Source organism: Okeania sp. (assembly GCF_035285525.1).
Taxonomy (GTDB): Bacteria; Cyanobacteriota; Cyanobacteriia; order Cyanobacteriales; family Microcoleaceae; genus Trichodesmium.
Genome location: NZ_JAYKGW010000070.1, coordinates 1 through 22,804 on the forward strand (window position 1 = coordinate 1; position 22,804 = coordinate 22,804).

The 22,804-nt window shown below is 34.9% G+C and carries 15 protein-coding genes and 4 pseudogenes; 13 read left to right on the plus strand and 6 right to left on the minus strand.

What is annotated here, in order from left to right:
- Positions 1 to 414: pseudogene (locus tag VKJ25_RS07060) on the plus strand (apocytochrome f); the annotation flags it as partial.
- 104 nt (positions 415 to 518) lie between these two features.
- Here the strand turns inward: VKJ25_RS07060 and VKJ25_RS07065 are convergent.
- Positions 519 to 1,097, minus strand: a pseudogene (locus tag VKJ25_RS07065) (Uma2 family endonuclease).
- Positions 1,098 to 1,252: 155 nt separating this feature from the next.
- Between VKJ25_RS07065 and VKJ25_RS07070 the strand changes: the two are divergent.
- Together VKJ25_RS07070 and VKJ25_RS24500 are read left to right on the plus strand one after the other, a co-directional pair.
- The gene (locus tag VKJ25_RS07070) at positions 1,253 to 2,101 is read left to right on the plus strand and encodes an alpha/beta fold hydrolase (RefSeq protein ID WP_324235918.1); all 849 of its coding nucleotides are present in this window, start codon (positions 1,253 to 1,255) and stop codon (positions 2,099 to 2,101) included.
- 152 nt (positions 2,102 to 2,253) lie between these two features.
- Positions 2,254 to 2,375, plus strand: a pseudogene (locus VKJ25_RS24500) (IS630 family transposase); the annotation flags it as partial.
- 178 nt (positions 2,376 to 2,553) lie between these two features.
- On the opposite strand, the gene VKJ25_RS07080 reads toward VKJ25_RS24500, so the two are convergent.
- On the minus strand, positions 2,554 to 3,555 hold the full coding sequence (locus tag VKJ25_RS07080; RefSeq protein ID WP_324235919.1) for a CBASS cGAMP-activated phospholipase: 1,002 nt from the start codon (positions 3,553 to 3,555) through the stop codon (positions 2,554 to 2,556).
- A 419-nt stretch (positions 3,556 to 3,974) separates the two neighbouring features.
- Here VKJ25_RS07080 and VKJ25_RS07085 point away from each other — a divergent pair, with 419 nt between their 5' ends.
- From VKJ25_RS07085 to VKJ25_RS24505, 6 genes are all read left to right on the plus strand, one after another.
- Positions 3,975 to 4,769, plus strand: a complete 795-nt coding sequence (locus VKJ25_RS07085) for an SDR family NAD(P)-dependent oxidoreductase (protein WP_324235920.1) — start codon at positions 3,975 to 3,977, stop codon at positions 4,767 to 4,769.
- Between the two features lie 728 nt (positions 4,770 to 5,497).
- Positions 5,498 to 5,944: a photosystem II protein PsbQ gene (psbQ, locus tag VKJ25_RS07090; protein WP_324235921.1), complete on the plus strand. Its 447-nt coding sequence runs from the start codon at positions 5,498 to 5,500 to the stop codon at positions 5,942 to 5,944.
- A 229-nt stretch (positions 5,945 to 6,173) separates the two neighbouring features.
- Positions 6,174 to 7,340: an NAD(P)/FAD-dependent oxidoreductase gene (locus tag VKJ25_RS07095; RefSeq protein WP_324235922.1), complete on the plus strand. Its 1,167-nt coding sequence runs from the start codon at positions 6,174 to 6,176 to the stop codon at positions 7,338 to 7,340.
- Between the two features lie 137 nt (positions 7,341 to 7,477).
- The gene (locus tag VKJ25_RS07100) at positions 7,478 to 8,023 is read left to right on the plus strand and encodes a hypothetical protein (protein ID WP_324235923.1); all 546 of its coding nucleotides are present in this window, start codon (positions 7,478 to 7,480) and stop codon (positions 8,021 to 8,023) included.
- Positions 8,004 to 8,282, plus strand: a complete 279-nt coding sequence (locus VKJ25_RS07105) for a transposase (protein ID WP_324235924.1) — start codon at positions 8,004 to 8,006, stop codon at positions 8,280 to 8,282. The genes VKJ25_RS07100 and VKJ25_RS07105 overlap by 20 nt, the downstream gene beginning before the upstream one ends.
- Positions 8,272 to 8,472 (plus strand): IS200/IS605 family accessory protein TnpB-related protein, encoded by a 201-nt coding sequence (locus VKJ25_RS24505; protein WP_375340309.1) that lies wholly within the window; start codon positions 8,272 to 8,274, stop codon positions 8,470 to 8,472. Before VKJ25_RS07105 ends, VKJ25_RS24505 begins: the two co-directional genes overlap by 11 nt.
- Before the next feature lie 416 nt (positions 8,473 to 8,888).
- Here VKJ25_RS24505 and VKJ25_RS07110 read toward each other — a convergent pair whose 3' ends face one another.
- The 3 genes and pseudogenes from VKJ25_RS07110 to VKJ25_RS07115 all read right to left on the minus strand — a co-directional run bounded on the left by VKJ25_RS07110 (position 8,889) and on the right by VKJ25_RS07115 (position 10,891).
- Positions 8,889 to 10,100, minus strand: coding sequence for a DarT ssDNA thymidine ADP-ribosyltransferase family protein (locus VKJ25_RS07110; protein WP_324235925.1), 1,212 nt, complete (start codon positions 10,098 to 10,100; stop codon positions 8,889 to 8,891).
- A gap of 129 nt (positions 10,101 to 10,229) precedes the next feature.
- Positions 10,230 to 10,346 (minus strand): annotated as a pseudogene (locus VKJ25_RS24510) (HepT-like ribonuclease domain-containing protein); the annotation flags it as partial.
- A 311-nt stretch (positions 10,347 to 10,657) separates the two neighbouring features.
- Entirely contained in the window at positions 10,658 to 10,891 is a 234-nt protein-coding gene (locus VKJ25_RS07115) for a nucleotidyltransferase family protein (protein WP_324235937.1), read from the minus strand.
- Positions 10,892 to 11,265: 374 nt separating this feature from the next.
- Between VKJ25_RS07115 and VKJ25_RS07120 the strand changes: the two genes are divergently transcribed.
- Positions 11,266 to 11,940 carry a Uma2 family endonuclease gene (locus VKJ25_RS07120; RefSeq protein ID WP_324235926.1) on the plus strand — a complete coding sequence of 225 codons (675 nt, stop codon included), beginning with the start codon at positions 11,266 to 11,268 and terminating at the stop codon, positions 11,938 to 11,940.
- 485 nt (positions 11,941 to 12,425) lie between these two features.
- Positions 12,426 to 17,387 (plus strand): AAA domain-containing protein, encoded by a 4,962-nt coding sequence (locus VKJ25_RS07125; RefSeq protein ID WP_324235927.1) that lies wholly within the window; start codon positions 12,426 to 12,428, stop codon positions 17,385 to 17,387.
- A 710-nt stretch (positions 17,388 to 18,097) separates the two neighbouring features.
- Here VKJ25_RS07125 and fusA read toward each other — a convergent pair.
- On the minus strand, positions 18,098 to 20,191 hold the full coding sequence (gene fusA / locus VKJ25_RS07130) for an elongation factor G (RefSeq protein WP_324235928.1): 2,094 nt from the start codon (positions 20,189 to 20,191) through the stop codon (positions 18,098 to 18,100).
- 717 nt (positions 20,192 to 20,908) lie between these two features.
- Here fusA and VKJ25_RS07135 point away from each other — a divergent pair.
- A complete protein-coding gene (locus VKJ25_RS07135) occupies positions 20,909 to 21,358 on the plus strand; it encodes a tetratricopeptide repeat protein (protein ID WP_324235929.1) in 450 nt (149 codons plus the stop codon).
- A 315-nt stretch (positions 21,359 to 21,673) separates the two neighbouring features.
- Positions 21,674 to 22,636 carry a glutathione S-transferase family protein gene (locus VKJ25_RS07140; RefSeq protein WP_324235930.1) on the plus strand — a complete coding sequence of 321 codons (963 nt, stop codon included), beginning with the start codon at positions 21,674 to 21,676 and terminating at the stop codon, positions 22,634 to 22,636.
- The last annotated feature ends 168 nt before the right edge of the window (positions 22,637 to 22,804 follow it).

Consider the following 22,804-nt stretch of genomic DNA (forward strand, 5'->3'; position numbering starts at 1 on the left):
GTTCATGCTGGAGGCAACCGAGGTCGTGGTCAGGTTTATCCTGGTGGTGCGAAGAGCAATAATACTGTTTACAATGCTTCTGCTAGTGGTAAGATTACTGACATTACTTTTGAAGAGTATGAAGGTAATTACATTACTATTGAAACTGCCGATGGTGAGACTGTCGAAGATTTAGTGCCTGCTGGTCCTGAACTTTTGGTTGGTGTAGGAGATACTGTTGAAGCAGGTCAAGTTATTACTAATAATCCTAATGTTGGTGGTTTTGGTCAAGCAGATACAGAAATTGTATTGCAAGATGCAAATCGAGTTAAATGGTTAATGGCATTTTTTGCCTTAGTTATGTTAGCTCAAGTTATGTTGGTTTTGAAGAAGAAACAAGTGGAGAAGGTTCAAGCTGCGGAATTAAATTTCTAGGTTTGCTGGATTTTTCCTTTCAAAATTGACTGATGGGGAGCAAAGCATTGGGAGTGGAGGTGCAACTTCATTTCTGAAGCTTTGCTCCTTAGTTTTTCCATTCATTAATCAAATTTAATTTTGTCATATAAGTCAGCTAAATTAATTTCAAAGTCAATAAATTTTAGAGATAATTTACTATCTTCTCCTCTATATTCAGATAATAACCATTTTCCTGTTTCTGTTTGAGTAAATTGTTCAATTTGCATTGTATATTGGTCGATTAAAATATATTCTTTGAAAGTAGGAATAGTACGATAGGCAGAAAATTTTTGATCTCGGTCAAAACTTTCTATTGATGTTGATCAAACTTCGGCAATAATAATAGGATTAGTTAAAGTATCTCGTCTTCCTTTCTAAAATTGTAATTCACCTTCAATTATCATTATGTCAGGATAGGTGTAAATTTTTTCTGTAGGAATCCATAATCTTTGATATGTGAAAAAAATACGATAGGGTTGACGTTTCAAAGCAAAATTTAGAGCTGCATAAAAATTGCCCACAATTTGGTTATGATTGGGAGTACCACCTGTCATAGAAATAATTTCACCATTAATATATTCATGTTTTTCTTCTGAGTTAATTTCTAAATCAAGGTATTCTTCTGGAGAATAGGATTTTTCGGTTTTGATTTGTGTCAGCATTATAATTCATTCCTTATGATATTTTTTCATTTTTTTTAACGCTAATTTTCCCTACATTATACTGCAAAAAAAATTAGTTTAATACTATCACTATCAATTAATTCTATAAAATGATATAATCCCCAAGTTAATCTAGTCAAAAATTAATAACATAAATGTCAATTGAAAAAAAAGATATAATTGTGGGTTCCCTCGAATGGTTTTATCGGGAAGTTCAACCAAATAAAGAAACAGATAAATTGCCAGTATTACTATTACATGGTTTACCTTCTCAAAGCCATAGTTGGACAATAATTATGCCCGAATTAGCTCAAGCAGGTTATCGAGCGATCGCTCCTGACTGGATAGGTTGTGGTTTGTCTCCGAAATTAGATAAAAGAGATTTTTCCTACAAACCAGAAGCTTTTATTAAGGCTTTAGCAGAATTAATTAATAGTTTAGAACTTGAACGTTTCTATCTAGTTGTACAAGGATTTTTAGGTTCTGTTGGTTTACAATATGCGTTAAGAAATCCCGAAAAAATTGAAGGTTTAATTATTTTAAATACTCCTATTTCTACTACGGCAAAATTACCTTGGCAAATGCAACAATTAGGCATACCTTTTGTTGGGGATATGCTGACTCAAGATCCTCTATTTGTAGATAGAACTTTAGAAAAAGGTAGTTGTTTAATAGTTGCTGATGAAGATTTAGATGTGTATCGTAGTCCTTATTTAAAAAGTTCTGCTGCTGGTAGAGCTATATTAGCAATTGTCAAAAATTTAGATTTAAAAAAATCAATGGCAGAAATTGAATCTGGTTTTAAAAGATGGCAGCAACCAACATTAATTATTTGGGGTATAAAAGACCCTTGGTTAGATATTAGTCAAGCAGAAAATTTAGCTAATATTTGTCAGAATGGAAAGTTAGTTAAATTGTCAGAAGCAGCACATTATCCCCAAGAACATTGGTCAGGAGATATTATAGATGAACTTCTATTATTTTTGAGACAAACAAAAGTTTAGAAGGAAGAAGGAAGAAGGAATAAGAAAAGTAAATGAGTATATAGCAATCCTATTTTATTAGTGTCAAAAATTTAGTTTCTTTTAGGGAATACGTGGGAGTCTCGAATTTTATTTCTAGTTTTTGAATTCTTATAAGCTATTTAGGATGGCTATATCATCTTTGCACTTCTTTGAAAGTAATGTAATTAAGTGGCTATTTAAGTTTTTTGGTGATGGTCAAATACTAGATTTCCCAAAACTTTTTCAGTACGGAATTTTGCCACAACCTATTTAGGATTGCTATAGATCAATATAGTTTAATCAGTAAGCCCTACTTCTTTCTTATTCCTTCTTCCTTACCAAAAAATAAAGATATAAAGTCTTTCCATTCATGGATGGATAAAAAAGAAAAAAAATTCTTTTTAGTCAATCTTCTTATTATGAAAGAATAGGTAATTATTAATTATTGAATCCTACCAGTTAAGCAACAATTTTTCTAACTTTTGTTGTACCTCTATCTGATTGATATAGTCATCTGTTCTCTTTAAGATTGCCTGCAAATTTGGTTGCCGAGCATCATCCATTTTCAGCAACGGTTCCTTCAAAGGTAATTGTAGACGCATATACCGTGGTTTACTGTCATTTTCCGTCCCACCTATAATTTGTTCTGCAACATATCGATGTATATCAGGGGGAGCATCCATAAATATATCTGCAATACGCAACCCCCATTGAATAAGTCCCCAACCTCGCACTTGCTCCCAGGGAATGGGAGATGCCGGATCTCCAGTACCAATAGATATTACTTTTATTCCTTCAACAATCTCTCCTACAGATTTATCAGTAGACTGGCGTAATAGCTTAATAGCTTCTGCCACAGCACAGGAAACAGGATTATTAGCACAAACTCCTCCATCAATCAAAGAGTAAACCTTTCCATCCTGTTCAATTCGGTGGGCAGGAAAATAAGTTGGAGCTGACGCAGAACAAAGACAAATTTCCCAGAGTGGAATATTGGCATACCAGCGATGGTGATTCCAGCTCTTAAATATCACCGGATCACGGGCAATAGTATCATAGCTAGGAATAATAACTTTTAAGGAATCTCTTGATGGTGTAATATCAGGAAATTTCTGCTCTCCAAATTGCTCCTGAAGTACAGCCATTAAACCTTCGCTAGAAAACTTGGGAGCAGAAAGACCATATTTGAAAATTAGTGGTAGGCGTTTGAGTGAGAAGAGTTTTTGGTAGGGAAATATTTGCAAACCTTTCTCTAGATATAGATTTAATAATTCTTCGGCACTTTTCCCTAGAGCTATTCCTACCGCTAACATTGATCCTGTTGAAGTACCAGCTATTAAATCAAAGTGGTCTTTTAAAGGGCTGCCTAATTTTTGCTCCATCTGCTGAAGAATAAGAGCGGGCATAACACCTCTAATACCACCACCATCTAAGCATAATATCCGAAAAGTCATAATTTATTTTCTCCTGTATTGATTTGGCAATCCTAAAAATGACTAAGCAAACCAAGTATTGATTTTACGTTATTTTGTCTTAAAGTTCCCTGATGAATTATAATTAATAAAAAGATAGTAAGCATTAGCTATTAGCAAGGCTCTTGGGTCGTAACTGCGCAATTCAGAAGTCAGCTCAAGCGCTCTTTTAATTTCTACTTTTCAACCATATAGTAGTTGTTCAACTTAAAAATGAGACAAGTGTTTATTACTATGAAAATATTTCAGCAAAAAAAATATTTCATCCTGAAATTAAATAACTATATCAGTTGACAACCCATAAATGTCAGAAATGATAGATTGGTCTCAGTAGCTAATAGTTATTAGCTGACTGCTGATAGCTTACAAAATATAGGAATTATCTCTTAATTTTAATTAAAATGAAAACTGCATTAATTACAGGTGCTTCTTCTGGAATTGGTAAAACTTTTGCTCAAGAACTAGCAGCCATAAAAACTAATTTAGTATTAGTTTCTCGTTCGTCAGATAAATTATATGAATTAGCAAATAAATTAGAAAATAAATATCAAATTCATACTGATGTAATAGTTCAAGATTTAACAGAGGTAGCCGCTACAAAGTCTGTTTTTGAAGTTGTTTTAGAAAAAGGATTAACTATAGATTTATTGGTTAATAATGCTGGTTTTGGAGATTATGGAATTTTTACTGAAAGACCTTTAGCAAAGCAGGTAAATATGATTCAATTAAATATTACTGCTTTAGTTGAATTAACACATTTATTTTTACCTGGAATGCAAGAACGCAAGTCTGGGGGAATTATTAATGTTGCTTCAATTGGTGGATTTCAACCTTTGCCTTATGTTTCGGTTTATGGTGCAACTAAGGCTTTTGTTTTGAGTTTTAGTGAGGCTTTGTGGGCAGAAAATCAAGATTCAGGGGTGAAGATATTAGCTCTTTGTCCTGGACCTACAGAATCAAATTTTTTCCAAAAAGCAGAATTTCCTAGCTCTGCTGGAGGAGGTTCAATGCAAAAATTGGCATCTGCTAAAGAGGTAGTAAAAGATGCTCTTCAAGCATTAGAAAAAAATCAGTCTAATGTTGTTACTGGAGGATTTTTAAATCAGGTTATTGTTAATAGTTCTCGTTTTCTTCCACGAGAAATTTTAGTTAGTGCAGTCGCAAAACAGTTTAAAAGCCTAAAGTCTAATTATTAATAATTAGGGCTTGCTGATTAAATCTAAAAGTCTTCATAGATAAATATTTCAGTCTTTTTATAGTCTAAAAAAGTGCAAGTTTTTAGGAGAATTAGGTTGAAAAACTTAGGATTTTACATGAACTAAGACAGAAAAATTAAGAAACTCTAACTTCAACTACTTCCTCTGTAACTTTCCTAAATCCTTACTCTTAACTACTCCCTATCTCGACAAAAAGACTGAAGAAGCGCAAACTCTAATTAGGGTTTGCTGAATTATTGATGAAAGCCTTTACAGATAAATATTTTAGCATTTTTAGGTAGGTCAAAAGTACCAGCTTTTAAGTCTTGAAAGCTGAAAAGTCTAGGATTTTCTGCCATAATTAGCAGATTTTTCGGGAACCGTAAATCAAGAGATAATTCTTCTGTACGGACGTTGCATGCAACGTCCCTACTCTTCTGTAACTCCTATTCCCATCAGGATTCTGGATTGCTCGATTTTGGCTTCTCCTTGCTACTAAAAGACTTTTTCAGCAAGCTCTAATTAAAGATTATTTCTTGCTAAAGAGGATTCTAAATTAGTGCAGAAATATTATTTCTTTTCTTTCCTGAAAAGGAGAGGCTTTAAACCTCTGAATATCAATTATTCATTATTCACTATCTATTGGTAAATCTATTGCCAAAATGGTCATTTCCATTTTAAATCTAATAATAGAATCCTAAAATTAGTCTTGACAAATAAAGGAGATTATGTTAAAAAAACAATCCATAGTATTATGGGTAATGGCACTATTAATGGCATTTTTGGCGAGTTGTAGTTCTCCGACTCCACCACCAACTTACTCCGATGCTCAATTACAGAAAATAGAACTTTCTACTTCTGGAATACAAGCTTTGCGCGATCGCATGGTGGATGAGCTAGAAAGTCTAATTCAAAAAGGTGACTGGGTAAATGTGGGTACATTTATCCACGGGCCTTTGGGAGATTTACGGAGTAAAACTAATTATTTGACCCAAATTTTACTCTTAGAAAAAGACAAAGCACCTGTGATAGATGCAGCCAAAAAAGTATATGAAGATTTAGAGAGTATTGATGTAGCAGCAGCAGCAAATGATACAACGGCAGCTCTAAATAACTATGAAAAAGCAGTAGCTGATTTTGATACTTTCTTAGGTTTGGTGCCAACAGATAGTTAAGTAGCTTTCAGCTTAAGTCAAAACTATAACAATCCTATAGAAAACAGGGAGAAAGGGAGAGTGGGAGTAGGGGAGAGGGAGAGGGGAAGACACGGAGACGCGGATATCTGTCACCGTGCCATCGTGTCAAATCTTAAAAACTTACTCTTACTCTCCCCGACTCCCCGACTTCCCGACTCCCCGACTCCCCGACTCCCTACTCCCTACTGCCTACTCTCTATAGAAAAATATGACTCATATAGTAATTATTGGATGCGGAATAGTTGGAGCGACGATCGCTTACCAACTTAGCAAAATAGAAGGTTTAAAAATTACAGTATTAGATAAACAAATGCCAGCTCAAGAATCTACTGGTGCTGCTTTGGGTGTTTTGATGGGAGTTATTAGTCAAAAAGCTAAAGGTAGACCTTGGAAAATGAGACGGATGAGTGTGCAAGCTTATCATAGTTTAATTCCGGAGTTAGAAGCCAAAATAAATCGGTCTATTCCTCATAACCGTCAAGGTATTTTACATTTGTGTTTTGAAGATAATCTAGATAAATGGCAAAGATTAATTGATATTCGAGAAGCAGACGGTTGGCCATTAGAAATGTGGAATGTCGAACAACTGAGCGATCGCTGCCCCCAACTGGAAACATCGGAGGTGAAGGCAGCTATTTATTCTCCTCAAGATTTACAAATCAATCCTAGGGAGTTAACTTTAGCTTTAGTGGAAGCTGCTCAACAAAATGGGGTTAAGTTTCATTTTGGAGTTACTGTTACGCAATATAAAACTATTTCTCATCCCAAAAATGAATTTAGTTGTCGCCAAGTTTATATCAAAAGTTTGGATGAGGGAAAAAAAGCTCCTGCTTTACCAGATGTAGATTGGTTGGTTGTGGCTGCGGGGTTAGGTTCATTGTCCTGTTTGCAAGGAATAAATGGGGGTAAACTACGGTCTCTGGAACTCAAGCGTAAATCTAATCTGGAGAATAAATTTACTATTGTGCCTGTGTTAGGTCAAGCTTTACATCTCCAAGTACCAGCACTTTTGGGAAATCCAGATTTTCAACCAGTGATAACTGGGGATGATGTGCATATTGTACCAGTGGCAGAAAATGAATATTGGGTGGGAGCAACTGTTGAGTTTCCTAATGATAGGGGTGAAGTGGTAGCTGACTCTAGTTTATTAGATACGGCGATGGCAAGAGCTATTAGTTTTTGTCCGGGTTTAGCAGAAGGAACTATTCTCAGGAAATGGTCTGGTTTACGACCTCGCCCAGAAGGTCAAGCTGCTCCTGCTGTTGGTTATTTGGAAGGGTTTAAAAATGTGTTGTTAGCAACTGGTCATTATCGGAATGGAGTTTTGTTAGCTCCAGCAACCGCAGAAGCAGTTGAGAAAATGATTGTGAAATAGAAGGAAGAAGGCTTTAGTTATCTAGGAGAGAAGGAAGAAGAAAAGTATTGTAAAGTTTTATCAATTTTATAGAAAAAGACAGGAAAACAACTAAAAATATCTTAGACTGAGAAAGGAAAGCCCCAACAGCTCGTTAAATGTTTACAGGAGGGATGATGCAGTTAGTGGAACGTACTATCATTAACAAAAATCATCCCAATTATAAATCACTTGATGCTCTAGCTTTCTTGTCTAAAAATCTCTACAATATAGCTAACTACATAGTCAGACAAGAGTTTATTAATAAAGGAAATTATCTAGATTATAAAAAGGTTCAAAATTTATTACAGTCGGGAGTAGATTATCAAGCAATACCAGCCAAAGTTGCTCAACAGGTTTTGATTCTTTTAGATAAAAATTGGCAAAGTTTTTTTCAAGCTATAAGAGCTTATAATGAATGTCCGAGTAAGTTTAAAAGTCGTCCTAAATTGCCAAAATATAAAGATAAAAAGAAAGGGAGGAATATTTTAGTCTATACAAAACAAGCCATTAGTAAACCTCAATTAGTCAAAAATAAGAAGATATTACTATCAAAAAGTAAGCTATTTTTTGACAGTAAAATAAATTATGATTCTCTGCAACAAGTGAGAATTGTTCCTAAACTTAAATTACTTTGTGATAGAAGTGGTTTACGAATCCGTTGAAGTTAAATTAGATTTGTCAGAATATCATGTAGCTTCTGTAGATTTGGGAGTGAATAATTTGGCAACTGTAACATCAAATAAAAAAGGTTTTCAACCCTTAATTATTAACGGCAGACCAGTCAAATCAATCAATCAATTCTATAATAAGAAAAAGGGTAAACTACAATCAGAATTAAAGGATGCTAAAAGTAGTAATCGAATCAAAAGATTATCGACAAAAAGAAATTTAAAGATTGATGATTATCTACATGTATACTAGCAGATATATTATTAATCATCTGATAGAGAACCAGATAGGAATTTTAGTAATAGGAAATAATCCTAACTGGAAACAAGGTATAAATCTGGACAAAAAAAACAATCAAAACTTTGTTCAAATTCCTTTTTTCAAGTTAATTGAACAACTAAAATACAAAGCCTTGCTTAGTAGGAATCAAAGTAATAATTAATGAAGAGAGTTATACCTCAAAAGCTAGTTTTTTAGACTGGGACGATTTACCAGTTTATCAAAAAGGTGTCAAATATAAATAAGCGTGGTAAACGAGTGAAAAGAGGACTTTATGAAGCTTCAAATGGTGTCAAATACAATGAAATGCGTCAATTGAAGTTTAAATATATTACGAAAATTAGTCCCAAACGCTTTTAGCAATGGGATAGAGGAGCCAGTGCGTTGGGGGGGTTTCCCGACAGTCACGCAACTGGCGTGGTGTTGTAGTTCACCCCATTAAGGTAACACTTAATTAAAACACTTGTCAAGGAATATTTTTCTATAGATTTAGTAACTATGAATCTTCTACAGATAAACCTGTTCTCTCCATACCTATTCCCTGTTCCTTGTTCCCTGTTCCCTATTCCTTTGATTTGCTTAAAAATCAACAACTTGACTCAGTAAAAAATCTGGGGATATTAGCCTTTCATCCAACTTTTTTTCTGCTGGTAAATATATAGCTACAGTAATATCCATAGAAGTTAAATATTTACACATTAGAGGTCCGACATCTTCCCAATCTAAACCTCCTAAACCACGTCCAAGTGCAGGCATAGCTAAAGATTTTATGCCTTGTTTTTGATAATTATTGGCAAGCCATTCTAAACCATTTTTTATATCTTCAATTTCCGAAGCATTTCGCCAATGTTTTTTGGTGGGAAAGAGCAAAAACCATTTTTGTTCATTATTCAAAAAATCTTGAGGGAGAAAAAATTTACTATCTCCTAATTGTTCTTTTACGGATGATTCTCTTTTATATAAATATGGCTTTCCTATTTGCAAATATTTGCTTTTACAAACTTCTTGGTATCTAACATAAACATCTGGAAATCTATATTTTGCTGTTGATGCTAATCCTTTTCCCATCACACCAACACAATTAACACTTACAGTCAAAGTTTGCATATTAGAAAAGAACATATCCCCGCGAATCAGAGAAATATTTTCTGTTAACTTTCGACTCCATTCTGGTTGGAAAAACTTTGTTGGTTCAACTACAATAGAAATATTTTTACCATAATTATTTCGGGCAAAAGTGTCTCTTAAAGATTGATTGGCTTTTTCACAAGCCACATAAATAGTTTGAATATTAGTAGCAGGAACTACATCAGGAACTAAACATTCAGCCATAATTTTTCTTTTAGAACCATCCTCATTACTCCACCATTCTTTATCGGTTTCTTTTTTAATTTGTTTCAGAATATTTAATTCTTCTGCTTCCTGAATAGAAATAATTTCCGAATCGTTATGAGCAGCATTCCCTGTAGTAATCCAAATATCTCTTCTAGTTAAAATATCTCGTTTCACTGAAATAATAACAATTTCTTCAATAGCATATTTATGAATAATTGAGTAAAGCATTGCATTTATAGGTTGAAAGTAAAGATTCGCAAAGCTCCACAATGATTTATTATTAAAAACTATTTTTTGATAACGATTATCGACTATTTGTGAGTTGTAAATTGTTGTAGGTTTTAGTTGATTATATTCTATTAATTGGTGAGATAGAATGCCTTTCTCTAAAATAGAGATGATATTTTCGATATGAGTAATATAGAATAAATTTTGAATACTTGTTTTGTGTACCATCTGTTTTTAATGTTTGTAGTTCCGCTGTCACGTTTCTTTGCCTGACTGAAAGGCAGAGCCTAGCGGCAGCTATATCGCTCAGGTTCAGAAAAAAATTATATGGTTATTTACTTATATTTAATAGTTAAATTAACTATTCCAGAAATTATCATAAATAGATTTAATAGCCTTTTCTAAAGGTGGTAGATAATTTTCTACCACATCCCAAACTACTTCAATATCAATCCCTAAATATTCATGGGCTAATCTATTTCTAAATCATGCTATTTTTTCCCACAAAATGTTTGGTTCTGAATCTTTCCATTCTGTCGGTAACTTTTTAATAGACTCACACATAACCTCTAGATTTTTCAAGACAGCATCTTGGATAATAGGTAAACATTCAGTCGTCAGCTATCAGCTATCATAAGACTGATTTTAATCTTTGATAAAAGCTTTATTAATTAAGCAAAAAAAATCTTCTTTCCCTTCTTTATTATCAACCTTTATCCTGGTTAAACAGTCTCTAATGTGAATTAAATAAACTCTCTTTTATTTCATAAATTAATCGCCTACTTTCAGACATTTTCCTTAATAAAATAATGTAAAGATTTAGTAGAAACTACATCGACTTTTCTATTTAAAAGCTGTTCTAAATCTTCTATTAAACCAACAGGAAACCAAGGAGAAATCTTAGACAAATCATAATCAATCAAAAAATCTATGTCACTATTTTCTGCCTCTTCTCCCCTAGCTACCGAGCCAAACACCCTGACATTAAATGACCCATGTTTAGCAGCTAAAGCTAATATTTCCTCTCGTTTTTATTGTAAGTATTTCTTAAGTTTCATTTTTCTATGTTAACATTTTATTGGTAATTTTTTGCCACAATTTTAGTTTCCCATAATTTTAGTCTTTTTTGAGTATTAAGTATTAATAGTTAAAAATATTTGTACCCACATTCGGCACTTAAATTTATAATCTTAAAAGAACCGGTAAGTTGGCTAGATAAAAATATAATTTACTGATATAATGGATAATAGTTTGGTCAGAAAAAGCTTCTTTCCTTTCTTTTTTGGAAAGGAGCGATAATGCTCCGCATCGCTGACGCGATCGCCTCTTGGTAACAACTATCCTGAATAAAATATTTTATAATTAAGTAAGCTCTTAACTTTCAAAAGTTTCTATGTCTCAAAGCACTTTAATATCAACAAAAATTCCACCCCTGGAAAACGGCGATAAACTTAATTGTATTCAATTTGAAAGGCGTTATGAACAAATGCCTCATATCAAAAAAGCTGAACTAATTGCAGGAATTGTTTATATAGCATCACCTTTAAGGATTAATGAACATGGAGAACCTCATGCTTCAATTATAACATGGCTTGGTTTCTATAAAGCTTTTACTCCTAATCTGCAAATAGGAGATAATTGTACAGTACGTCTTGATGCAGAAAATCAACCTCAACCTGATGTTTTACTCAGAATTAATGTTGATGGTCAATCGACAATTAGTAAAGATGGCTATGTAGAAGGTGCGCCAGAATTAATTATAGAAATTGCAGCTAGCAGTGCATCTATTGATTTACATCAAAAATTAAAAACTTATCAAAATAATCAAGTACAAGAATATTTAGTTTGGCGGATTTATGACAGAGAAATTGATTGGTTTAGGTTAAAAAACAGAAAATATATTAAACTTAAATCCAATGAAAAAGGGATTATTTGTAGTGAATATTTCCCTGGTTTATGGTTAGACAAAGAAGCTTTAATTTCAGGAAATTTAGCCAAAGTATTAGCAATTTTACAACAGGGATTAAATTCTCCAGAATATCAAAAATTTGTCAAAAATTATGATTAAGTCTTAAGCATTGAACTAAAATAGTGAGGATTTAATCATAAACGCTATTAGTAGTGGACTGTTTCATCTTAAATGGTGCAATAGCAAATTGGTCTGAGATTGCTTCACTATCGTTCGCAATGACAAATAATCATGCACTATTTTAGGTGAAACAGTCCAGTAGGGTATGTTACGAAGTGCGCTAACGCACCAAGGCACTATATCTATGTAGCTCCTTTGCGTAAGTTCTGATAGTAAAAAAAATCAGTATCTTGTAGAGAAAAATATCATTTCCTGATATAATATTTAGTTCATTAGTAGGACTTACGCAAAGGTACTATATATATAGATATATAGTCAAAAAACTATTGCGTATGGGGTTACACTATATCTATGGTCGCTGCGTAAGTCTTGAAAAGTACTATGTATGGCGTATTGGTGCGTTACGAAGTGCGCTAACACACCCTACCACTGAAAAAGCTGATAACTGATAACTGATAACTGAAATGGCAATATACCAAACCGAACCATCTAAATTTTCCCAATTACTCAAAAAAGTAAAAAATGGAGACGAACTCAACCTCCAACCAGGAGATTACAAAGCTCCTTTTACCATTGATAAATCAATTACTATTCGTGGTAGCGGCACCGATACCGTAATTTTTGCTGCCACCGAAACTCCTCTCACCATAACAGTTCCCGAAGTACGATTGGAAAATCTCACAGTGGAGCGTACAGTTGGTGGCGAACAAGGGGAAGTTGCTATATTTGCCGAACCTAATACTAAACCCATTTTGAGTCAAGTCAAATTAAATGGGGTTGCGGAAAATGTGGAATGGGAGGGAGCAAGTTGGGATATTCCCACGATGCTCGATTTTGGGGAAGTAGAAATTAACCGACAAGTGGAACGAGGATGGGAGTTACAACTGGGTGCGGTTTGTCAGGTTTTGTGTAATCTAAATTGGTTGCAGGTGCGCTCCAGTTATCTTTCACCGGGACGACAAAATTTGGATTTGGTGTTGAATACTGCTGATGTTCCTACTGGTACAAATTTATCTGGTTTAATTTCTCTGTTTTCAGAAGGTGGGAGACGAGAGTTGGAGGTTGCTGCTAAGGTTATTTCCTCAGCTCCGGCAACTCCAGTGGTGGCAGTGGAAACACAAGATTTATCTGCTAAAGTTTTGACTTCTCAAGATTGGGGTTATCGGTTTATCGGTAGTGCGGTGGATAGGTTGGTTCGGACTCAGTTGGGTGAAAGTGCCATGAAGAAATATCCAGAATTTTCGGATCGTCGCGCGAAAGCAGAATTATTGATGTCTGAGATATTGGATGAAGATTCTCATTTATATTATGTGCGTCGTCAAGCACCGGGAAAGGAAGAGGGGGAGGAAGTTTGGGAACTGACAATGGCTACGGATAGGGAGGATGAATGGGAAAAAACGTTGAAACTTAGGGGAGCAGTTAATATTGATGGAGACAGGGTTTTCAAAATATTATCGGTGCAGTTTATTTCTCATAAAGCAGAAGCAGATGAGTTTAGTGTTGCTTTGCAAATCCGTTTATTGCCACAACATCAGTTCCGACGAAAGATACCATTGGGAGCGGTGCGCTCTATCCAAAAAATGCCTTTTTTTGGCGATCGCTTACTAACGGAGGATCAACTTCCTATTTGGACGACTTTTGTGAAAATGGAGCAGCGTCTCGCAGAAAAACGTCAATTTTGTTTACCTTATTCTAGTCACAACTACGGTAGTGCTAAGAAAAGGATTACTTTTGAAATTGATATTCGGGCGGCAACTATTGATGGAACGCCAGAAACTTCTCTGGAAGATATGGAGTTACGGCGACGACTTTTTGAGGCAAAAAATCAAAATATTCAACTTTTTTCCAGTTCTCCAGCAGGTAGGGATGGTAGAGATGGGGAAAAGTTGGGAGCGATCGCTTCTATTGATTGGGAGAAGAGTCAAGTACGGATCGCGTTGGATAGTGAGATTGTGGAAAGTATTGTTCGTGGGAGTTATCGTATACCGTCTACAGGATTTTTATTTTTTGTGGATTCTGGAGATATTGCTCAGGTGCAACGGAAACGAAGAGCGTTGGAAGATTTACAAAATGGTCGTTGTCAGAATCCATATTTGGGGGAATTTTTCTTTGATGCTACTTGTGCGCGAGTTCCAAAAAAGCGAGTGGAACTGCAACCCCAGAATTTATTGTTACCTGCTGCGAATGCTCATCAACTTGCTGCTGTGGAAAAGGTTTTGGCAGCAAAAGATTTGGCTTTGATTCAGGGTCCTCCTGGTACTGGGAAAACTACTGTGATTGCGGAAATTTGTTATCAAGTTGCGTTACGGGGAGGGCGGACTTTGATTGCGTCTCAGGCAAATTTGGCGGTTGATAATGCTTTGAGCAGGTTGGTTCATAATCCGGTGATTCGTGCTGTACGCAAGGGAAAAGCTGAGAAGGTGCAAGTGGAAGGGGAGCCATTTTTGGAGGAACGGGTGATTGATACTTGGTTAAAAAATACTGCTAATGATTGTGAAAAAGATTTGGGGGAGCGACTGCAACGGGTGGAAGTTTTACGGAATTTATTGATAGAGTCTGAGAGATTTAATGGTTATTTCGAGTTGGAGAAAAAATGGGTAAATGAACAGAAGGAGTTGAGCGATCGCCAAATTATTTTGGAGGCAAGTCGGATAGCATTGGAGGCTGAATTTTTGCAGTTGGAAACTGATAGGAAGGAGTTAGATTTTTTGGTATTGGGATTAGATAATTTGTTAAATTCTGCACCGAATATTAATTGGGAAAATGAGGAAGTTAGAATTTTTTTAGCTCGTTTACAACCTTATGCTCAGGAGGAAAGTTCGGTTAAAGATTTAATAGAGAATGTGGGTTTAGGTCGGAATCTTGCTAAAGATATTGGTTGGGAAATTCCGCAATTAGGAGCTTTTGGTTTAGCAGTTTGGTTACAGGAAAATTTAGTTGTTTTATTGCCAGAATTTCAGAGTGGTTTAGCTGTGGCAAAAAAAGCTGTTTTGGCAATGTCGGAAACTGAGAAATTATTACAGATTTATCAACAGGTTCATGGTAATTTTGAGCGGTTGAAAAAAGATATTCAGCAAGGAGAGATAATTTCAGAAAGTTTAGGAGAAAAGCGTCAAGAATTAGAAAGGGAAAAAAGTCAGATAGATTTAGTTGTTGGAGAAGTAGGTGTCTGGATAAAAAAAATTGGTAAAGAACGGATATTTGAGGAATTGAAAAAATGTTGGGAAACTGGTGAAAGTTTTCAATTAGATTCAATTGGATTACCAGAAAGTTTAATGAAAGTTGCTAGTAGAGAAAAATTACAACTTTTGCCAAATTATGCTCAACGGATTAATCATTTGCCAGATTGGGAAAGATTGGAAAAAGCATTAAATGCCGAGTCAAGTCGTGGCTTTAAAAATATCCAAGGAAAAGAATATCGTTTTGATGAATTTTTACAAATTACTCTGAGTCAAGCACCGATAGTTTTGTCAGAAAGAGATTATCAAAACTGGCAAGAGTTTGCTAAATCATTTATAAATTATCCCCAACTTGGTCAACAAGAACGACAAAGTTTAGTGAGAAAAATTCAACAATTTTTCCATAAAAATAAACAGAAATATAGTTTAGTTTGGCAACCAGAGAATATAACAAAAACTTTCACAGAAGTGATAGATAAAATTTTCAATAAAATTCTCCATAATTCTCGTGAATTTTTACTTCCTGCTAAACAAGAAAATCTCAAACAAATCCTGAAAAATGAGAAACTATCAGAGGAAAATATACAATTATTGGCAAACCAGAGACAAAGACTAGAAATAGTCGATAAAAAAGGAAAAGATTCTCGACAAAAACTGGAAGAAAAATATCAAGAGCTTGTGGCAATTTTAAAAGAAATAGATTCTCAAACAGGAGTTAATCCAGAAATTAGCGATTTAGTCAAACAATATCTTGAATGGCAACCATTGCAGATATTAAACGATAAATCAAATTTTGCCGAAAAAGTAAATTATTGGGAAAATAGTTTAAATCAACTTAAAAAAATATCTCCTCAACTACAACCTTTTACCGTTCTGAAAGAAATCAAAAATATTCTCCAAGAAAGACTAAACACCATCCAAGAAAAAGCCGATAAATTGCCGGAAAAAATCGAATCTTGCCAAACAAAAATTAATCAAATTAAAACGGAATTAGAACAAACATTACCAACCAACTTAATTCAAGAAAGAAACTGGTGGAAATTAGCATGGTCAAAAATTCCAGAAAATCTCAAACCCGCCGTTGAGGAAACAGAATTATTTGCCATCGAACTATTACATAAAATTAAACTGCAACAGAAAAATTGGCAACAAGAATTAGAAACAGAAGAAACCCTCCTAAATCAACACCAAAAATTTATTCAAGACTGGATAAAAAAACTCAAACAACCTTCAGAAAAAGATAGTAACGAGCTGAGAAAAATTTACCTTGATAATGCCAACGTTATTGGTATTACCTGCGTCCAAGCTGCCAGTCGAAACTTTGCCGAAGAATTTAATAGTTTCGACGTCGTAATAATAGATGAAGTTAGTAAATGTACTCCTCCAGAAATATTAATTCCGGCATTAAAAGGCAAAAAATTAGTATTAGTAGGAGACCATCGTCAATTACCACCAATGCTTAACGATAATACCATTGAAGAAATTGCTGAAGAGATGAAAATTTCCAAAGAAGAATTAGACTTTTTAGAAGAATCACTCTTTAAAACTCACTTCGAGACAGCCAAAGAAGAAATCAAACAAATGTTAACTATTCAATATAGAATGCACCCCAATATTATGGGAGCAATTAATCAATTTTATCAACATCGTTTAGAATGCGGTCTTATCAGACCAGACAAAAAACGTTCCCATAATTTAGAAGGTAAAATTATTCAAGAAAATCAACATCTTATCTGGGTAAAAATGCCACAGTCAGAAAACTTTATGGAACAAAAAGAAGGAACATCACCTTTTAACAAAAAAGAAGTTGATGCCATTGAAAAAATATGTGGAGAAATGGAGAAATCTTGGTCTGTGAAAGTTGCTGAGGGTTTGCCAAGAAAAGAATTAGGAATTATTACATTTTATAATGCTCAGTTGCGATTAATAGAGTCGAGAATTAATCCTGAAAATTTTCCATCCTTACATATTAGAACTGGAACAGTTGATAGATTTCAAGGAATGGAAAGACAGGTAATTATTGTTAGTATGGTCAGAAATAATGACTTAGGAAAAGTAGGATTTGCCAAGAAACCAGAACGGGTAAATGTTGCTTTTTCTCGCGCTCAAGAATTGTTAATTATTGTGGGATGTCATAAATTATTTACACAACATTATGGAACTGTAGGAAATATGTATTCAGAAGTTTCTGATGTGGTGCGCAGTCAAGGGGGATTGATAGAAATTTCAGATATTTTAATGACCTAATTTGAGTATTAGGGCGGAGTTTATATAAATCTTAGAGTCAGTATTAAAATCCTAATTAAAAAGTTTTCATTAGGGCGGGTTTATATAAATCTTAGAGTCAGTATTAAAATCCTAATTAAAAAGTTTTCATTAGGGCGGGTTTATATAAATCTTAGAGTCAGTATTAAAATCCTAATTAAAACCCGCCCCTACTATTACAGTAATATCAAATCCACTTAATTTAGTAGAAAAAAATCTTCGATTTTCAACCATTACCAAATCTCTCCACACCAACCACACTTTTCTGAACAAAACTTACCCAAAGATACTATATATAAAGTCAAAAAACTGTTGCACAATAATTTTTGAAACTATATCTAAACTCTAGTGCATAAGTCCTGACTATTTAAGATCACATCCTCTTAATTTAGTAGAAAAAAATCTTCGATTTTCAACCATTACCAAATCTCTCCACACCAACCACACTTTTCTGAACAGAACTTACACAAAGATACTATACTATATATATAAAAATTACTCCCTATCTCCCCATCACCCCATCTCCTTATAAAGAGTTTTTCAGCAGACCCTAGCTAAAACCTCCCCCCATTTAAAAACACAAAAATACAGGGCTTAAATGCTTAAATTTTTAGCCCTGTATTTTTTGAAATTAACTAAGTATTCAGCTTTTCCCAAAAATAGCTGACCGCTGATAACTGAAAGGTAAATGCTTATTTAGACTTAGCTTCCTGACGTTCCTTAGCTTCCTTAATCACCACTTCTGCCACATTATTAGGACAAGGTGCATAATGAGAAAACTCCATAGAAAACTGACCCCGACCAGAAGTCATAGTCCGCAAATCCCCAATATAACCAAACATCTCACTTAATGGCACATCCGCCTTAATACGACTACCAGTTGCTGTCGAATCTTGAGACTTAATCATACCCCGACGACGATTAAGATCTCCAATCACATCACCAACATGATCGTCAGGAGTAAACACATCAACCTTCATTATCGGTTCCAATAACTGAGGAGAAGCTTTAGAAAAAGACTGACGATAAGCAGCTTTCGCAGCAATCTCAAAAGCGATCGCTGAGGAGTCAACCGGGTGGAAAGCGCCATCCGTTAATGTGAACTTCATATCCACACAAGGATAACCAGCTAACATACCCTTGGCAAAACTACTCTCAAAACCTTTTTGTACAGCAGGCCAAAATTCTCTGGGCACATTTCCACCAGTCACCTTTGACTCGAACTGGAAACCTTCACCAGTTTCAGCAGGTTCCATCACATAATCAATCTTAGCAAATTGACCAGAACCGCCAGACTGCTTCTTATGAGTATAGCTATCTTCAAGACGCTTAGTAATAGATTCACGATAAGCTACCTGTGGTTTACCAACTTCCACATCAACTCCATAAGTCCGTTTCAGAATATCAACCTTAATATCCAAATGTAATTCACCCATACCCTTAATGATGGTTTCATTACTTTCAGCATCTGTTTCAACTCGGAAAGATGGGTCTTCCTGAACCATTTTACTCAATGCCAAGCCCAATTTTTCTACAGAACCTTTATCCTTAGCTGCCACAGCAATAGAAATTACTGGGTCAGGGAACACCATCGGTTCCAAAGTAGCAGGTTCTTTGGGGTCACAGAGAGTATGGCCAGTTTGTACATTCTTCATTCCCACAATAGCAACAATATCCCCTGCTTGAGCAGATTCAATTTCTTCGCGGGAGTTGGCGTGCATTTCTACCAAACGTCCAACTCTCTCAGTCTTACCTGTAAAAGTATTAAGAACGGTGTCGCCTTTAGACAAAGTACCAGAATAGATACGGGTAAAAGTCAAAGCACCATATTTGTCATCCATAATCTTAAAGGCCAAAGCTCGCAGTGGCTTTTCTGGATCGACATAGGCTACTTTACCAGTCTCGTTACCTTCGAGGTCAATTTCTGGTTGTGGCTTAACTTCTGTAGGATTAGGTAGATAATCAACTACTGCATCAAGTACCAACTGTACGCCCTTATTTTTGAAAGATGAACCACAGTAGGTGGGGAAGAAAGCTAAGTCCCTAGTACCCTTACGAATACAACGTTTGAGAGTATCAATATCTGGCTCTTCTCCTTCCAAATATTGTTCCATTACGTCGTCGTCTTGCTCTACAGCAGTTTCAATTAACATTTCCCGATATTTCTCAACATCATCAACCATATTCTCTGGAACATCTTTAATCTCATATTTGGTTGGGTCTCCAGAATCATCCCAAATCCATGCTTTGCGGGTTAGCAAATCCACAACTCCCACAAAATCATTTTCAATACCAATTGGTAATACCATTACTAATGGTTTGGCCGCGAGTACATCTTCTACCTGCTTGACAACTCTGTAGAAATCTGCTCCTGTGCGGTCTAACTTATTTACATAGATAATTCGAGCAACTTTAGAATCATTAGCATAACGCCAGTTAGTTTCAGATTGGGGTTCTACACCACCAGAACCACAAAATACACCTACACCACCATCGAGAACCTTGAGGGAACGATATACTTCGATGGTAAAGTCAACGTGGCCAGGGGTGTCAATAATATTTAATTGATGGTTATTCCAGAAGCAACTTGTGGCAGCGGACTGAATCGTAATACCACGTTCTTGCTCCTGTTCCATAAAGTCTGTTGTCGCGGCACCTTCGTGGACCTCACCGATTTTATGAATTTTTCCGGTTAGTTTCAAAATTCTTTCTGTTGTGGTGGTTTTGCCCGCATCAACGTGGGCGAAGATGCCAAAATTGCGATAACGAGTGAGGTCTTTTGCCATGTTTTACTCTCTTGTTAGATATTACAAACTGTACTCTTTTAGTATTACACAAAGGGGATTAGTTTCACCAGAAAAATCAATTTCAGTATGTCAAGTCTCTAGATTTGAGCAACTGGTACTGATAACTGATAGGCTGGCCCTTGGCTGAAGTGGGATTTCTTAAGATATAGTTAGAAATTCTGCTTCTTGCCCTATGTTATAGTGTCAATTCTAAAGTATCTTGACCAAAAATCAGCTTTGGGTAGTCATTTCAGTTATCAGCCCTTTCAGTTATCAGCCTTTTCAGTTAGCCTCCTGGGGAGGAGTTGCGCTAACAGTACCTTGGAGCTATTGCCAGAGACTTGAGACTTTATAGCAACCGCCAAGGCAGTTAGGACATATTAAAAGCCTAAAACCCAGACAAAGCCAGATTTTTCCTTCTGCCTTCTCCCCTCTGCTATATTTTTTGGTCAGAATTCAGAAGTTAGATAATAAATGTCCTAAATTATTTATTTAGCACACTCATCTTGCCTATGGTAGCTTTTTCAATATGACTTGCGCATAAGTACCTTTAACAATGGTGTAGAATTTTTTCTTTTCCGTAAGTCTTGATTAAGATAATATTTAATGTATTGTTGTAACTAATCTGAAAAAATCAACTTCAGTATTTCAAACCTCTGTCTAAAGCCAAAGACACTGATAACTGAAAAGGCTGATAATTGATAACTGATAACTGACATGACTATGGAAATCGAAAATTTTCTGACTTGGTTAATCTTTTTTGGATTAATAAGTAGCTTTGGTATTAGTGCAATGATATATGCTTATCGTGGACAAGGAAGTATTTCTATCCTATTTACAGAACCAATATCAAAATCTTCATTAATTCCACCAGAAATAACAGTTAACTTTGAACAAGGATGTGAAGCTTTTCGAGTTAAAAATTATCAACAAGCTATCAATAAGTTTACTGAAATTATACAAAATAATTCCAATATTCCTGAAGCTTATCATAATCGAGGTTTAGCTTTTGCTAACTTACGTCAAGATGATGAAAGTGTAGCAAATTTATTACAAGCAGGAGAATTATATCTCCAAGCAGAAAATCAACAAGCGATCGCTCTGATTAAAAAAAATCTAGAGTTATTAAAAGCCAGAAAAGAATCTATTTCAATAATTAATAATTAACAATTACCTCTTCTTTGATTGAATTTGATATGGCGTTTCAGCTATCGCGAATAGTTTCAGCTTTCGCCGACATGAATGCGCTCCCATTTCCTATACGAAAAAGCGGATTTTGCATCAACAAAATGACTGCTTTTTCTCCATAAATGAAAATGCTTTATACTTTAATTAATTTTTAGGTAAAAATAACAATTAATTGATATAATATGATAGATTTGACCAAAAAATAAGGTTTCAAGGCTCTGGCAATAGCTGAGAGTTATACCATTTCTAAATTGGTATTACTGAGAACTGATAACTGAAATTTAGGAGGTAAAAATGGGTTTAGGAATTTTAATAGATGGTAAGTGGATTTCTGAGAGAGAACAAGAAGATTCTCAAGGTAGATTTATTCGCCCTCAAACCACTTTTAGAAATCAAATTACAACAGATGGTTCTAGTGGCTTTAAAGCAGAAACAGGACGTTATCATCTATACATTTCTTGGGCTTGTCCTTGGGCACATCGAACTGCTATTATGCGAAAAGTTAAAGGGCTAGAAGATGCTATTGGTTTGTCAGTTGTTGGTGCTGTAATTGACCAAAATAGTTGGGAATTTACAGATGAACCAGGAGCTATTCCTGATACTATTAATTATCATAATTATCTTTGGCAACTTTATCTTCAAGCAGACTCTAATTATAGCGGTAGAGTAACTGTTCCGGTACTTTGGGATCGCCAAACAAATCAAATAGTTAATAATGAATCCCGTGAAATTATTCGGATGTTCGATACTCAGTTTAATGGCATTGCTAAAAATGATATAAATTTATGTCCTGAAGATTTATTGGATAAGATTGAAGAAACTATTGATAAGATTTATCAACCTATTAATAATGGTGTTTATCGAGCAGGTTTTGCTGGTTCTCAGTTCGCTTATGATGAAGGAGTAAAAGATTTATTTGCAGCTTTAGATTCTTGGGAAGATGTCTTATCAAAACAACGTTATTTATGTGGCGATCGCTTAACTGAAGCTGATATTTGTATGTTTACTACTTTGCTTCGTTTTGACCCGGTTTATTATGTTCATTTCAAATGTAATTTACGTCATATTTGGGAATATCCAAATCTCGGGAATTATTTGAAGGATATTTATCAACATCCAGGGGTAAAAGAAACTTGTAATTTTGACCATATTAAACGGCATTATTACATGAGTCATCCTAAAGTTAATCCTACTAGAATTGTACCAGTTGGTCCGGAGATGGATTTAGATTCTTCTCATAACCGTGCTTCAATGTAAAATGACAATTTAGCTGTTAGTTTCGGCTATTAATATCTGAATTATTGCAATCTAACTGAATATAAAATAGGGAAAAAGATAGCAGTTCAAACAGAAACTTTATACTCTTTCTCTTTACCCTGTTTTCTTAATCTATTATGTTTATTTTTCCAAAATAAATATAGCTCC

Excerpts from the sequence above, each read along its gene's own strand:
- fusA (WP_324235928.1), bottom strand. The coding sequence starts at position 20,191 with ATGGCAAAAGACCTCACTCGTTATCGCAATTTTGGCATCTTCGCCCAC.
- VKJ25_RS24505 (WP_375340309.1), top strand. The coding sequence starts at position 8,272 with ATGTATACTAGCAGATATATTATTAATCATCTGATAGAGAACCAGATA.
- VKJ25_RS07110 (WP_324235925.1), bottom strand. The coding sequence starts at position 10,100 with ATGGTACACAAAACAAGTATTCAAAATTTATTCTATATTACTCATATC.
- VKJ25_RS07095 (WP_324235922.1), top strand. The coding sequence starts at position 6,174 with ATGACTCATATAGTAATTATTGGATGCGGAATAGTTGGAGCGACGATC.
- VKJ25_RS07120 (WP_324235926.1), top strand. The coding sequence starts at position 11,266 with ATGTCTCAAAGCACTTTAATATCAACAAAAATTCCACCCCTGGAAAAC.
- psbQ (WP_324235921.1), top strand. The coding sequence starts at position 5,498 with ATGTTAAAAAAACAATCCATAGTATTATGGGTAATGGCACTATTAATG.
- VKJ25_RS07080 (WP_324235919.1), bottom strand. The coding sequence starts at position 3,555 with ATGACTTTTCGGATATTATGCTTAGATGGTGGTGGTATTAGAGGTGTT.
- VKJ25_RS07085 (WP_324235920.1), top strand. The coding sequence starts at position 3,975 with ATGAAAACTGCATTAATTACAGGTGCTTCTTCTGGAATTGGTAAAACT.
- VKJ25_RS07070 (WP_324235918.1), top strand. The coding sequence starts at position 1,253 with ATGTCAATTGAAAAAAAAGATATAATTGTGGGTTCCCTCGAATGGTTT.
- VKJ25_RS07100 (WP_324235923.1), top strand. The coding sequence starts at position 7,478 with ATGTTTACAGGAGGGATGATGCAGTTAGTGGAACGTACTATCATTAAC.
- VKJ25_RS07140 (WP_324235930.1), top strand. The coding sequence starts at position 21,674 with ATGGGTTTAGGAATTTTAATAGATGGTAAGTGGATTTCTGAGAGAGAA.
- VKJ25_RS07135 (WP_324235929.1), top strand. The coding sequence starts at position 20,909 with ATGACTATGGAAATCGAAAATTTTCTGACTTGGTTAATCTTTTTTGGA.
- VKJ25_RS07125 (WP_324235927.1), top strand. The coding sequence starts at position 12,426 with ATGGCAATATACCAAACCGAACCATCTAAATTTTCCCAATTACTCAAA.